The 13,682-nt window shown below is 43.3% G+C and carries 13 protein-coding genes and 5 pseudogenes; 16 read left to right on the top strand and 2 right to left on the bottom strand.

Annotated elements, in window-relative coordinates:
• Positions 1 to 227 precede the first annotated feature (227 nt).
• The 8 genes and pseudogenes from BXP28_RS25335 to BXP28_RS24615 all read left to right on the top strand — a co-directional run.
• A pseudogene (locus BXP28_RS25335) lies at positions 228 to 335 on the top strand (carbohydrate-binding protein); the annotation flags it as partial.
• A gap of 42 nt (positions 336 to 377) precedes the next feature.
• The gene (locus tag BXP28_RS25340) at positions 378 to 656 is read left to right on the top strand and encodes a hypothetical protein (protein WP_051427974.1); all 279 of its coding nucleotides are present in this window, start codon (positions 378 to 380) and stop codon (positions 654 to 656) included.
• 143 nt (positions 657 to 799) lie between these two features.
• Entirely contained in the window at positions 800 to 1,189 is a 390-nt protein-coding gene (locus BXP28_RS24605; RefSeq protein WP_051427975.1) for a glycoside hydrolase family 18 protein, read from the top strand.
• Between the two features lie 209 nt (positions 1,190 to 1,398).
• Positions 1,399 to 1,956, top strand: coding sequence for a dTDP-4-dehydrorhamnose 3,5-epimerase (gene rfbC / locus BXP28_RS19015; RefSeq protein ID WP_023483983.1), 558 nt, complete (start codon positions 1,399 to 1,401; stop codon positions 1,954 to 1,956).
• Entirely contained in the window at positions 1,953 to 2,912 is a 960-nt protein-coding gene (gene rfbB, locus BXP28_RS19020; protein ID WP_023483984.1) for a dTDP-glucose 4,6-dehydratase, read from the top strand. The genes rfbC and rfbB overlap by 4 nt, the downstream gene beginning before the upstream one ends.
• Before the next feature lie 53 nt (positions 2,913 to 2,965).
• A pseudogene (rfbD, locus tag BXP28_RS19025) lies at positions 2,966 to 3,762 on the top strand (dTDP-4-dehydrorhamnose reductase).
• 242 nt (positions 3,763 to 4,004) lie between these two features.
• Positions 4,005 to 4,313 (top strand): RNA polymerase sigma factor, encoded by a 309-nt coding sequence (locus tag BXP28_RS24610; RefSeq protein ID WP_235430730.1) that lies wholly within the window; start codon positions 4,005 to 4,007, stop codon positions 4,311 to 4,313.
• 50 nt (positions 4,314 to 4,363) lie between these two features.
• Positions 4,364 to 4,585 carry an RNA polymerase sigma factor gene (locus BXP28_RS24615; RefSeq protein ID WP_024093097.1) on the top strand — a complete coding sequence of 74 codons (222 nt, stop codon included), beginning with the start codon at positions 4,364 to 4,366 and terminating at the stop codon, positions 4,583 to 4,585.
• 56 nt (positions 4,586 to 4,641) lie between these two features.
• On the opposite strand, the gene BXP28_RS25795 is transcribed toward BXP28_RS24615, so the two are convergent.
• Together BXP28_RS25795 and BXP28_RS19035 are read right to left on the bottom strand one after the other, a co-directional pair.
• Complete coding sequence (locus BXP28_RS25795; protein ID WP_496543682.1) at positions 4,642 to 4,740, bottom strand: hypothetical protein; 99 nt, start codon at positions 4,738 to 4,740, stop codon at positions 4,642 to 4,644.
• 135 nt (positions 4,741 to 4,875) lie between these two features.
• The gene (locus BXP28_RS19035) at positions 4,876 to 5,502 is read right to left on the bottom strand and encodes an HAAS signaling domain-containing protein (protein WP_036655891.1); all 627 of its coding nucleotides are present in this window, start codon (positions 5,500 to 5,502) and stop codon (positions 4,876 to 4,878) included.
• 181 nt (positions 5,503 to 5,683) lie between these two features.
• Here BXP28_RS19035 and BXP28_RS19040 point away from each other — a divergent pair.
• The 8 genes and pseudogenes from BXP28_RS19040 to BXP28_RS19080 all read left to right on the top strand — a co-directional run.
• Positions 5,684 to 6,004 (top strand): annotated as a pseudogene (locus BXP28_RS19040) (transposase); the annotation flags it as partial.
• 426 nt (positions 6,005 to 6,430) lie between these two features.
• The gene (locus BXP28_RS19050) at positions 6,431 to 7,207 is read left to right on the top strand and encodes a hypothetical protein (RefSeq protein WP_051427976.1); all 777 of its coding nucleotides are present in this window, start codon (positions 6,431 to 6,433) and stop codon (positions 7,205 to 7,207) included.
• A 1,546-nt stretch (positions 7,208 to 8,753) separates the two neighbouring features.
• On the top strand, positions 8,754 to 9,020 hold the full coding sequence (locus BXP28_RS19055; protein ID WP_024093104.1) for a hypothetical protein: 267 nt from the start codon (positions 8,754 to 8,756) through the stop codon (positions 9,018 to 9,020).
• A 153-nt stretch (positions 9,021 to 9,173) separates the two neighbouring features.
• Positions 9,174 to 10,055, top strand: coding sequence for a DUF6602 domain-containing protein (locus BXP28_RS19060; protein ID WP_023484477.1), 882 nt, complete (start codon positions 9,174 to 9,176; stop codon positions 10,053 to 10,055).
• 22 nt (positions 10,056 to 10,077) lie between these two features.
• Complete coding sequence (gene cmr1 / locus BXP28_RS19065; RefSeq protein WP_023484478.1) at positions 10,078 to 11,010, top strand: type III-B CRISPR module RAMP protein Cmr1; 933 nt, start codon at positions 10,078 to 10,080, stop codon at positions 11,008 to 11,010.
• Entirely contained in the window at positions 11,010 to 12,683 is a 1,674-nt protein-coding gene (gene cas10, locus BXP28_RS19070; RefSeq protein ID WP_023484479.1) for a type III-B CRISPR-associated protein Cas10/Cmr2, read from the top strand. Before cmr1 ends, cas10 begins: the two co-directional genes overlap by 1 nt.
• Before the next feature lie 2 nt (positions 12,684 to 12,685).
• Positions 12,686 to 13,590, top strand: a pseudogene (locus BXP28_RS19075) (type III-B CRISPR module-associated Cmr3 family protein).
• Positions 13,520 to 13,678, top strand: a pseudogene (locus BXP28_RS19080) (transposase); the annotation flags it as partial. The pseudogenes BXP28_RS19075 and BXP28_RS19080, both read left to right, overlap by 71 nt.
• Positions 13,679 to 13,682: the final 4 nt, after the last annotated feature.

Here is a 13,682-nt window from a genome sequence, read left to right on the forward strand (position 1 = left end):
TTTCAACTTGCAGATAAGTATAGAAGAAAAAAGTATCCTATTATTAGCGAAATTTATCCTTTTTATAAAAAACAGGGTATGGTTGAATAGAAAAAAAGGAGGTGAAAGAAACGGGTTTAAATCGTTATGTATGCGCTTACAGTCACAATATTTGAAAAAGAAGAGAGATTACGGATGAAACTTCACAGAAGGAAAGGCTTAGCTTTATTGCTGATTTTTGTTCTTTTATTTGCAATGGTGCCCATGACGGCACTGGGGGGACGTCGGACTGGACTCCTAACACGGCTTATAAAGCCGGAGATGTCGTAACCTATCAAGGTTCTACGTATAAATGTATTCAACCTCATACCTCCTTGAAGGGATGGGAACCGCCGAATGTGCCTGCACTCTGGCAGCTTCAGCAGGGAGGAGGAACGCCGACACCGGTTCCTACCCCAACTCCTTCCCCGACCGTACCTCCGGATACCCAGCCCCCAACTGCTCCAGCGATGGGGTTTACTCCGTATAACGCTACTCAGGATGAGTTTAAAGCAGATATTGCCTATCTGCAAAGCCAGGGAAAGAAAGTAGTTATTTCCATTGGCGGGGCCAACGGTGCGGTTGAACTGACGAGTGAACAGGCGAGAAATAATTTTGCCAATTCCACACGGTTTTGATGGAATCGATATTGATCTGGAAGGCAGTTCATTATCTTTGAACCCGGGTGATACGGACTTTAAAAATCCGACTTCACCCAAAATTAAATATCTGGTCTCGGCTACGCAGGAGATTATAGGCAAGTTTCGGGAACGGCTTTATTTTGTCCATGACCCCGGAAACCGCCTATGTGCAAGGAGGCTATGCCAACTACGGGGGTGTATGGGGAGCCTATTTGCCGGTTATATACGCATTCAAGGACAAACTTACGTATCTGCATGTACAGCTTTACAACTCCGGGCCGATAGAAGCGCTCGACGGCCGGAATTACTCGCAGGGTACTCCTGATTTTCTCGTTTCGATGAGTGATATGCTTCTGCAGGGGTTCCCGGTTGGCCGCAATACGAGCCAGATGTTCCCGGTACTTAAGCCGGAGCAGGTGTTGATCGGTCTTCCTGCTTCCCGCCAAGCGGCTTCAGGGGGGTATACCGCCCCGGCGGATGTACAAAAGGCCCTTACCTACCTGGTCTGTCAATTGGGACAAATTCAATAACAATGAATTTTCCGGAAGCCACAGGCCGTTTTTGGACAATTTAAAGTAAGCTGTATGATCCCAACGGGTTATTTACATATTGCACAAGTCTTTAAGAAATTGGGTCCTTTTTTTTAGTTCCTGACCGTTGTTTTTGTCCCTACTTTCCTCCGCCCTGCATATAGTAAAAGCAGTGATTCCAAGAGGGAAAAAGAACGAGGTGAAAAAAAATGCGGATGCTTCCGACCGCTTTAGAGTCCGTTATCCTGCTCGAACCTAAGGTTCACGGGGATAGCCGCGGTTTTTTTATGGAAAGCTTTAATCAGAAGGTTTTTACAGAAAATGGGCTTCCCGTTGCGTATGTTCAAGACAACCATTCATATTCCGCTGAGGCAGGGACGCTTCGCGGACTGCACTACCAGCTGAGCCCGAAGGCCCAGACTAAGCTTGTCCGGGTAACGGCAGGCGCTATCTATGATGTGGCTGTAGATATCCGGCGGGACTCACCCTCCTTTGGCCATTGGACGGGGATAATTCTTAGTGCATCCAACAAAAGAATGCTGCTGGTGCCACAGGGATATGCACACGGCTTCTGTACCTTGGTTCCTCATACCGAGGTGCTGTATAAGGTGGATGAATTGTATAATCCGGAACTTGACAGGGGCATAGCCTGGAATGACCCGTCCCTGGGTATTGACTGGCCTGTAGCTGATCCCGTGTTATCAGAAAAGGACAGGACCCTTCCTTTACTGGAAGATGCTGAACTGGAGAGGAGGGAGGGACGATGAGGCTTCTTGTAACCGGGGGAGCCGGATTTATCGGCAGCCATTTTATCCGTTATATCCTTCACCGCTATTCCCGTTATGAAGTGATTAATCTGGATAGTCTTACGTATGCGGGGAATTTGGAACGTCTCAGTGATGTAAGTGATGACCTCAGATACACCTTTATTCACGGTAACGTCGCTGCCAAGCGGGATGTATGGCAGGCATTTACATTAAAACCGGATGCTATTGTGCATTTTGCTGCAGAATCCCATGTGGACCGGAGTATAGCGGACCCCGATTTATTTGTCCGGACCAACATGCTGGGGACCCAGGTTCTGCTGGAGGCAGCACGGGAACACGGTATTCAAAAATATATTCAAATCTCTACAGATGAGGTCTACGGGACGTTAGGAGAAACCGGATTATTTACGGAAGAAACCCCTTTGGCCCCGAATAGCCCTTATTCTGCCAGCAAAGCATCCGCTGATCTTCTGGCCCGGTCCTATTATGAAACTTATGGGCTTCCTGTTACGATTACGAGATGCTCAAACAATTACGGCTCACATCAATATCCGGAAAAGCTTATTCCGCTTATGATTTTCCGGGCCTTGAAAGATCAGCCGCTGCCTATTTACGGGGACGGGTTTCATATCCGGGACTGGCTGTATGTGGAGGATCACTGCCGGGCTGTGGATCTCGTTCTTCATGGAGGAAGGGACGGGGAAGTTTATAATATAGGCGGGAGGAATGAAAGAACCAATCTGGAATTGGTCCGGCTGATACTTAAAGAGCTCGGCAAGCCGGATTCCCTGATCCGGTTTGTTCCCGACCGTCCCGGCCACGACCGCCGGTACGGCATCGATGCGGGGAAAATCAGGCATGAGCTTGGATGGTATCCGGACCATACCCTGGAAGAGGGGCTGGTTCAAACAATCCGGTGGTACGTGAAGCAGTATGAACGGGAAAACTGCTCATGAAGATCCTGATCACCGGAGCGGAAGGACAACTGGGCCGGGAGGCGGTCCAGCTTATGAAGAGCCGTGGCCATGAGGTCCACGGCATGGGGAGGGGGATCTGGATGTGGCAGATCCCCGTTCGTGCATGAGCGTGATCGACCGCCTCCGTCCGGAGGCGGTCCTGCACGCTGCCGCATACACGGCGGTGGACCGGGCGGAGACTGATGCGGACACCGCCTCCAAGGTCAATGCGCTGGGCAGCCGCAATGTGGCGGCCGCGGCGGAATGTGCCGGTGCGAAGCTCTGTTATATCAGCACCGACTATGTATTTGACGGCTGTGCTGACTCGCCGTACGGTACCGATGTCCTGCCGTTTCCGCTGAATGTCTACGGCAGGACGAAGCTTGAAGGGGAGCATTGGACGCTTTCCCTTTCCTCCAGGCCTTTTGTGGTGCGGACCTCCTGGGTATACGGCCAATACGGCAGCAACTTTGTCAAGACCATGCTGCGTCTCGGGCAGGAAGGCAGAAAGCTGACAGTGGTGAATGATCAATTCGGCTGTCCGACTTACACGGCCGATCTGGCGGGGCTATTGGAACAGCTGCTTCAAACGGACCGGTACGGCGTATACCATGCTTCTAACAGTGGAGCGTGCAGCTGGTATGGTTTCGCCAAGGCAATATTCGAGGAAAGCGGCCTGGATCAGTCTCTGCTTCATCCTTGTTCCAGTGAGGAATACCGGCAATTGGCCCGGAGACCATCCTACTCCGTTCTTTCCCCGGATTCGCTAACGGACCGCGGGTTCAAACCCCTTCGTCCCTGGAGGGAAGCTCTGCGGGAATTTATCCACATGTGGATAAAAGATAAATAATCTTTTTATTGATATTCTGTATTGCTCATCCTGTAACGATTGTGACCCATCTCTGTTATACGAAGTCTGATCAAGTTTACCGCTTACCTGAGTTTGGAATACTTTCATTTTTATATATTTATTTTTTTGAAAAATAAGGTAAATTTATACATGGGAAATTCATATAAAAATTTAGTCGTTCTTCACCACCGTTTTTGTTCCGAAGGCTGAATCAGAAATAAAGCCAGGTGGGGGGAGGGAATATGGAACAGGAGCAGTGGCTATTTTTTTTACGTAGCAATTTTAAAGATTTGGACAGCTCATCCCAAGAGTGGATTTACCATTCTTATAAAAATTTAGTCTATCGTGATATTTACTTTTTATTCCGGGAACATGAATTAGCTGAAGACGTGGTACAAGAATCAATCTTAAAAGTTGTTGATAAAGCAACTAAATTGGACAACACTGCAAATATGAAAGCTTGGATTAAAGAAGTCGCCCGAAATACAGCCTATGATATGCTAAAAAAAATAAATAATGTCGTCCTATTTATAGTCTTGACAGCGTTATAGATTTAGTAGAGTCTTCCTCTGATGACAAGGAGAAGACGGTAGCCGATCTGGTGGAAGAACAGATTCGTAATGATATTCTGCATCAAGCCATAAATCAACTTAAGCCTAAATATCGCCAAATCATTATTGAATTTTACTTCCAGGAAAAACCGTACAAAGAAATCGCACAAAGACTAGGATTGTCACAACAAGCATTGGCCCAAACTTTATTTCGGGCACGTAAAAAATTGCTGCACTACTTTTCAAAAAAATGGGGAAGACAAACCCCGTAGTATGTCTATACTACGGGGAAATCTCCGTATTCCTTTTTTGTTGGGATAAACCTTTCTTACGATCGTGAGCAGAGTCCCGTTTCCCACGCTAATTTACAACCTATGTTACAAGCGGCCATAACGGGTGGCAGTGCGACAAATGATAAACAAGCCACAGGGCAAGCCAACGCTCCTGACAGAGAACAAGCAAAATGTTTCCAGTTGATAGTTAAAGGAGATACCTCTTTATCTAGGAGTCCCAGTTTATTGCTCTGAAGCCCCCCTTGTTGGTACCCAACAAGAATACGGCTTTAAGGAATGAATAGTTGCCTCATAAAGGTCGAGTTTTTCCAATCAAAATAGAATGCAGCAACAGTAGTCAGGACAATCAGAAGAAACGGAATCAAAAGAGCGCCTATTGAAAATTGCTGCAGCAGCATGTAACAAAAAATAAGGGATAACGGAAGATATACAATGAAGTTCGTAAATGCTATTTCTTTAAACAGTGATTGGTCATAACGATACTGATAAAAACTGAAAATCGTACCGAGCACAAGCAAGAGAATAATACTTGCATGCAACCAAAATGAGGCTTGAAGCTGACCTGTGGCCATCTGTCGATACAAATCAGTATTTAATGTCCAACTAATCGTAAAGATATAGGGTATAAAGCCCATGCCCCGTTTGAACTTCCCCGGAGAAGGAGACAAAAAACCTTCTATTCCTTTCATTTCCTTTTTGACAATATCCTTCGGATTATCAAGCTCAGCTAAAAAAGTACGCAGGCTTTGGTCTGAAAGTGCAGAATTCGCCTTGGTTTCAATTGCCAGCCGGTATTCCTCAAATAACTCTTTTTTTCTTTCAGGGCTCAGTTTACTAATCCAGATATAGTATTTCAATGAACGTAAGTACTGATCACACATCTCCTGCCTTTCCATCACGAAAAACCTCCTCTTGTTTAATGAATTTAAATCTCGGTTCCATAAGAAGAGCTTCTAATACCATAACGATATAAACCGTTTGAATATAACGTTTTTTCTGAATGAAATTATAAATTCTTACCCACATGTGGATAAAAACTAAATACTCCTTTTATTCAGAATTATGTGAATATTGATGGCAGGTCTTAACCTGGCCGAAAGTACGTCAGGAAAAAAGAAAGGGCAAGTCGTCATCTCTAAACGCGGGCGGAGACAACTCCGTAAGTACTTGTATTTGGCTGTCATGAACTTAGTGGCCCACCATCCATCATTTAAAGAGTGGCATCGGCACAATGTAGAGATACGACAGATGAAAAAGCACAGATCCGTTTTCAAGCTCATCGGCAAACTGGCTCGTTCGCAGGATTTCAAAAAAATACGGAGGATCGAGTTCCTTTTGTTGAAGGGCCTAGACCCGTTTACTGAACATGATCGACCCCCACTCCTTGAACAGGTATAACGAAGGAAGGTAAGGGCTTAGACAGACCCGCTGAGACATGGGGGCGTGAATCCTCATAGGATTGTGGAGAAACGTGCAATAGGCAAGGGAAAAATGGGGAGGGAAGAATCAATCTCTTTATTCCCGCATGCCGTTCGACCGGTTCAAGTTTCTTCTCCCGATGCTCAATCTGTTATTCCTGTGTTAAAGGATCTCGAAATCCTGCGAATAAGCGAGTATACGAGAGAAAAGGGCTGCCTCTGGAGGGAGCCAGAGGGAGAGCTAAGGAGCCGGGGGAAAAATTTTCAGCTTATAAAAATTAAACCGAAAAGTGCTTTATCCATTTACTTTGCGAATAGTACCAGCTTAGCTGGTACTGCCCTGAAATAGTTAATATTGTTAAAATAATCCATATATGGTATTATAAAACTTGAAAAGGAGATGAAAATGGATAGTCGAATTGCATTACGCGTTGAACTTGAAAATGCCATATCAGAAGCCGGATGTACGTTATCAAAACTTCAGCAGATAGGAGGCTCTCATATAGGGAATCTAAGTGATATCCTCCGAAGGGAAGGAAGACTCCGGCCTATCACTATGAAACAGTTAGATACGTTAACAGAAACCCTCGACTTACCAGAAGGACATTACTATGATCTATACCTTGCTGAGTGTTTCTTTAACAACAGATTGGCAGTTCCCAGAATGAAATCCTTTTTAATTCGCTGTTCCGAGCTGGGGAAAACCGACTTGGTCATGAAGGCCATACATATCTTAGTGGAGCATCCAGAGTACATCGAACTTCTTTTTTCTGTAGCAGAGGAATTATATCTGAATGGTCTTGTTGAAGAGTCGCTTCTTTTTTATGAGGAAGTCATTGAGGAGGAAAAGCATAATGAATCGGATCGGCTGGCCATCAGTCATTATCGAATTTTCAGGGCGAGTATCGGAGCTAATGCCGAAGAAAATTATAAAGCAGTGATTCGTTTTGAAGACTTCCGTAAAAAACTCCCTGAGGCTTTTCAATTGGATGCCTTATTGCAGTTAACGAATGTTTGCCTTTCTCTTGGTAAATGGAACCTAACTGAGCAATTTGCTGATGAATTAAGAATACTCGCTACGATCAGATACCAGGAAGAGCTGCTAATGAAAAAGAACAACAGTGAATCAGAACCACTGAAAACAGAACGCCCTCTTGTTGTGTATTATGGCCATCCTATCTGATAAAGAGTATTGCACTATTCAAACAAGGCCATTATGAGAAAGCCAAGCAATATATAGAAGGATATGAAGATCTTAGTTGGTTTGAGATTTTAGACGAACAAGGTAAGAAAGAAGTAGACAACTTCCGCCTTTGGGCAAGAGCAAATAAATATGGTACAAAACTACTTTTAGGGGATGATCTCAGTGTACTTGATGAATACGTAAATTATCTTGCCGAGCATCCAAATGATATTCCTGAAGGTCTTCTCCTGATTACAAAAGCCGCAAATGCACATGGATTTTCCATAGATCATATCTTAGAACAGTTCCCTGAGCCTTCTTTAGAAAATGATGTAAACGTTGTAAGGATTGAATATCATATTGAATTTTATTACCAAAAAGGAATATATGAGTTGAATCAACAGCGCTTTACTACAGGATTGGAATCCATCTTACACTGTCTATCCCTGTCTATCCCTACAAAAAGACACTCTATATCTATATTGTGTGCAGCCCAGTTTGAGCAGTATCAAAACAATGCTTCGGACCCCCAAAGGGAAAAATTCGGAAACTTGATGAAAGAGGTGTTGGAGGTTGAAAAAATCTAAGAAGTTGCTATTAAGTGTTGTATTGGCTACCGCAATACTAGGCAGTGGAATTACTCTCAGTACGTTACAAGTTACTTCTGAAGGTTCTGCTGTCGCTGCTATACATGGATCTGGTCAGGCACCTACTATGTCTGTTGCTATCATACATGGATCTGGACAATAAAAAATTTCTAGGCCCTAAATAACCGGCTTCTTGAGCCGGTTATTTTCACTACCTCTTAATCCGGATCGGGAAATCCGGAGTACACTTACAGGCTTTCACGCGCATGCCTCTTCGTAAGAAAAAAAGAGCTAAAGTATTTTATTTACCCCCGTAAAGTACAACATTAAAACTGATATGCCCTAATCAACCTTAGTCCGGTATTCCACTGGACTAAGGTTGTTTAATTTTGTTTGAAACCTGTGCATATAACTAGTAGAAGAGATAGAGTTTGTATTTACAGAAGCAATTACCCAAACAGATGAACAGAAATATGTACTGAATGAAGATAAGTTGGTAGAGAAGGGACTCCAACAAGAAGAAATCAATGGAATCAAACAATTTGGTGGCTTACTTAAATAATAAAGAAGTATCTAATTTCAATAATGCTCCTGAACTGAGGACATCTTTCATAATTTGTCTGAAAGATAAAATAATGCAAGAATTTGAGGATCTCGTAGATATTGGGGCAATAGTATACTAAATTGCCAAAAAGAAATGGGAAAAATTGGCGTGAGAATTGATTAAAAAAGGAGACTATAAGATATTCAAGGGAGCAATTTGAACTTCATCAATATCCAGAAGAGTGCTGGTGTCCGGAAGGTTTCGATATGGGGGAAGATGTATTTGTTAAATTACCTGAAAAAGAGAAGCGTTTTTTTATTAGTGTTTGACCTAGTGCCCCATCAACAAATATTAACCTGATATGGGAAGGATTTCCCAGCCCTTCTGACGAAGTAAATAGCGGGAGGGATTTTCTATGCTTTTTGTCCGTGAACTAACAAATCAAGAAGGTCAACACCTGCTCCGTGTTGCTCGCCGAAATACGTCTGGCTTTGCTGTACGGAGAGCTTACATATTGCTAGCTTCTGCGCAAAAAATGAAAGTCAAAGAGATTGCGTCTCTGTATCATTGCGCAGATGGTCGGGTGATCTGTGTAGACGGATTCGGTCCTTTGGAATCCGGCCTTACCCGGGCAAGGATTGGAGGAAAGAAAAGAAACCCAATAGTTTTGCGATGCTTTTAATGAGCTTAGATTGAAATTATTGCACAGAACTACTAGTTTTAATATCTGATGCCAATTTATTTAAATGGTTCAAATTAAAAGATAATGTGGATCAACTATCAAAAATGTAGTATAATTTTGTATATTATTTTATAAATTTCGGGAGGGAATTGTATGGAACAAAAACAAGAAAAGCTTCAACTGGAACTGGATATAGGTACAATTGATGAAATTATTCATAATTATGTCGAATTGGAACAATCCATGGTGAGTCAACTGTTTTTTAAATATAAGAATAATGGCAGTACAATTGGCGGATTTCGGGAAGACATTTGGAGGGAGTTATTCGTTCAAATTGTTCCTAAGAAGTTCGTGGTGGAGCAATCAGTCTTCATTATTGATTCAAAAGGGCATGTTTCTCCGGAGGTAGACCTGGTTATTTTGGATGAAATTTACACTCCATATATTTTTCGTAAGGGACGTCTGAAATTCATTCCCATTGAAGCAGTAGCGGTAGCGATAGAGTGCAAAAGTTTGTCTGCTTCTTATGAATCCTTGGAGACTTGGACAGATACAATTAAAGGGTTGAAAACTTCCCGTGAATCGGTAGCCAGAATGCATGGTTATATTGCTACAGGGGATATGAATGGGAAATCCCAAACTCAAACTGCTACCCGCCCCATCTTGATTTATTGTTGTCTTGATGATAAACATAGCAAAAATATGGAGTTATTTGATTTTACCTTGCAAGCAGATTCAGAACAGCGCAAAATACATATTCACCGCAAAGAGGAAATAAGAACATTGGATGAGTGGTATCATGCTCTGAATCATCATGACACGACTGTTGATCAAAACTTAAAGTACGATGCCCCAGAAAAATTAAAGGCTTCAATAGACAATTATCAAGTGAAAAGCGGTACTGATGGCGAAGAACGAGAGGTATCTCTGCTGTCTTTCAACTTTCAGCTAAACCAACTGCTTATGCTTGTCAACAATCCTATGTTGTTCCCGCATATGGCTTATGTTGACTTGTTTAACAAAAAGTACATATAGCAATGAATAAGGAGGTCATCTTGTGGAGAAGCATACCATACATTGTGAAATTATTACTCCCATGTTCAGCTCTGGAGCGGATCGTAATAAAGACGAATTGCGGGCGCCTGAGTTGAAAGCGCTTGTGCGCTACGTCTATAGAATTGCAAGCAAAACTATTAAACCTAAAGAGTTATATGAGCAAGAAACCCGGTTGTTTGGAAATGCAGAGCATCACGCGTCTCCCATTCGGCTGCAAGTAATTGATAAAGGCCTGGCAAAGCGTAATAAGGCGCTTTTATTGCATAAGAGTTCGAAGGAAGTAGAGTGTTTTTCTGAAGGAGGAGCATTTGATATTGTGCTTCGCAAGTTTTTAAGCAAGGGGGAGGATTTGCAATTTTATCAAAATCTAATAGTTCTCTCTCTTATTCTTGGCGGATTGGGCAAGCGGAGTCGAAGGGGAAGAGGATGTTTTGTTATGGCCGATTCCGGAGAATATACTCCCTATTTGACACTCCCAAACTTGTTACCTTGGATAACAGAACAACTGAATTTAATGAATGGACAGGCAGCCAATTCTGAGCATAGGACATACGTGTTCGAACAAGGAAAAATTATTGTACACCCTAAGGCAAAAGTCCATTGGAATCAATATACGCGTCCAGTTATAGAAGAAATTCGTTTGGGTCAACCAATTCCAAAAACAGAATCATTTCTGAGGAAAGTAGATATAGCTTCACATAAAATAAAAAGTACCTACCCATCAGAGAGGAATCTCTTTGCAACTGGTTATGCCGGAAAAGGAAGGTTAGCATCTTCACTTCTTGTCAGTGTTACACGAACGAGCGATGGGCAACTGCTGCCAATATATACTTTTGTAAAAGCGGTGGTAAATAATAGGAATAACAACCAGACATTCGATATTGACCATGAGGAGCGCAATACGATGATCTCCTTCATTGAGGGGAGGACTTAATGAATACTATATTGTTTTTGTTTACAATTGGCCCGGTGAAATCCTTTATTGATCATTCGAGAAAAGCAAGGGATTTGTATGCGGGAAGCTACCTGCTCTCGTATTTAATGAAAGGAGTCATTGAGGAGCTTCCTAAGCGGGATGTCAAGGCGGAAATTATATTCCCGTATCCGGATCAGAGCAACATTCCCAACCGTTTGATCGCTAAGGTGGATGCCAACAGCTTGAAGGATAAGGAACAATTGGGACGTGAGCTTAGTCAGTTTGTACGGCAGCAATTTGTAATGATATGCCAGAAAGTATTTGCGAAAAGCCAGGTTACTCCAAACCAGGCAGCCATTCAGCAAATAAAGAGCTTCCTAGAGGTATATTGGGTGTTCGAGCAGGAGTCCAGCTACTCCCTCGCGTACAACAAGGCAAATGGCAGCTTGAGTAATATTAAGAGACTTCGCAGTTTTGAACAGACGCATGAGCCCAGTGGGCGTAAGTGCGATATTTATCCCGAATACAACGCAATCTTTGTCAAACGAAAAAAGAATGGAATGCTGCCGACATTTGTTGATGAAAAATACGCGATTGATATTACTCAAGTCGAGACGTGCAAGAATGCAATTAAGCCCGGTGAAGGACTATCGGCCGTTGCCTATGTAAAACGTATGTTGCATCTCCTTGAAGAAGATCAGTTGCTTCCCGAATACAGTTTGAATATTCCTTCTGTCGCTTATATGCTTTTGAAGAACAGCTTGAGAAAAGAAGAAGAAGCAAAACTGAAGCTGCTGAAGGATGAAGCATCCGAGGCGATCTTTGATTTGCAAAATGGTCAGGAATTGTCCCCAGACGAATACAGACCTGCAAGCATTGCCGTTGCTAAGGAAATATATCAACAGCTTGATGCGCATAAAGTTAGTCCTTACTATGCTCTTTTAAAGTTTGATGGTGATGGGATGGGGCAATTGTACCGCGATTATCCAGATCGGCAGATTCAAGAACAATTAAGCCAAAACACTAGTCATTTTTCGAGCCAAGTAAGAACGATTATGTCCGAGCAGGGTGGTATTTGTATTTATGCAGGGGGAGAGGATTTTCTGGGATTCTTACCTATTGATAAGCTTTTTACGACATTGTATCAGATCAGGCAGGAGTTTATAACCCAGGTTACGGCTCCTCCGGAACATGGCAAGCCTTTGACATTTTCAGCTGGAATTGTTATTGCCCATTTGATGCAGCCACTTGGCGCCATGCTCGTAAAAACTGGTGAGATGGAGCGGCAGGCCAAGGAATTGCACGAAGAGAAAAATGCATTTGCTATTGGACTTGTGAAGCGCAGCGGCGATCAACTTCTTGTGAAAAGCAGCTTTGGAGATAGCGGCGATATATTGCTCCACATCCATAAGGTGGTCCTTGCCTTGAGTCAAAATGAATATTCAAAATCCTTCATTTATAGCCTTAGTGAGATTTTGGGGCGGTTGGGGGAATTCACTGTGGCTGAGCATCAGCCAATTGTTCGGGCGTTAATTGAGCAGTCGCTTCAAAGAAGCATGTCGTCAATAACCAAGGAAGAGTGCCAGACTCAGTCTGAAGCATTGTATCGTCTGTTTTTGCACTTTGATAGCAATCTTAATACGTTCAAATACTTTTTGCAATTTGTAGCATTTATTTCTAGGGAGGTGTAATGATGCTCTATGCCATTGATGCAGTAGATACATTTTTCTTCAGAAATGCCTCTCCGTTTGATGCTGATTTAAGCCAGAGTGCATCTAGCATGTTTCCCCCCTTCCCACTGTCTATGCAGGGGCGTTGCGTTATGCTGATACATCCGTTGATAAAAGCAGGACTGCCGTTAGCAGAAAACTAAAAATTGGCTTCAACGGGCTTATGGCGGATGGAAGGATATTATTGCCAAGACCTTTGGACACGATGGTACTTCCATCCACTAAGCTCAAGATACTGCCTCTTGCGCCAGCCCCTGTGGGGAGCAACCCTCTTCCGTTGATTCTATCTGGAAAAGCGATAACAAAGGAAAAGGAAATCGAGCCAAAAGGTGGCGGATACTTGGATGAAGCGGGCATTGTCCAGTATCTGAAGGGCTATAATTTCAATTCTGTGTGCCTGTCGTTGTCGGATTTAATCCATAGAGAGCGACATGTTGGTATTCAAATTGACCGATATTCGGGAGCGTCTCAAGCAGGAGCATGGTATTCCATAGAGAAGGTACGCCCCGTTAGCCAGGGCAATAGCAGGTGCAGCCTAGTCGTTGAAGCAGAGGGGGTCGACGTTCATACACCGGGAGCTATTAAGCTTGGAGGGGAGTCAAGGGCTGCAAGCATTCGGAATTTGGAGCAGGGATGTCATTTCGAGCCTGCGTCATCGGACAAAAAATACTTTAAGCTGTACTTGGCAACGCCTGCTATTTTTAAGCAAGGTTGGCTTCCATGGTGGATCGACTCTGCTTCTAAAGAAGGAGTTTTTGCACATAAAAAACGTCGTATTAGTGCGGGAGTGCTTGAGTATGTTGCGAAAAACCGGTTACGAAGGACGTTCTCAAATTTCCATGGTCTCCTTGGACGAGCTTTTACCTAAAGATCATTTGGTCCGTAAAATCGAATACGCCATCGATTTTAGTTTCATCTATGACTTGGTTCGGGATGTTTACTCTGAAGATAACGGGCTTT

It is taken from the genome of Paenibacillus larvae subsp. larvae, from assembly GCF_002003265.1.
Lineage (GTDB): Bacteria > Bacillota > Bacilli > Paenibacillales > NBRC-103111 > Paenibacillus_H > Paenibacillus_H larvae.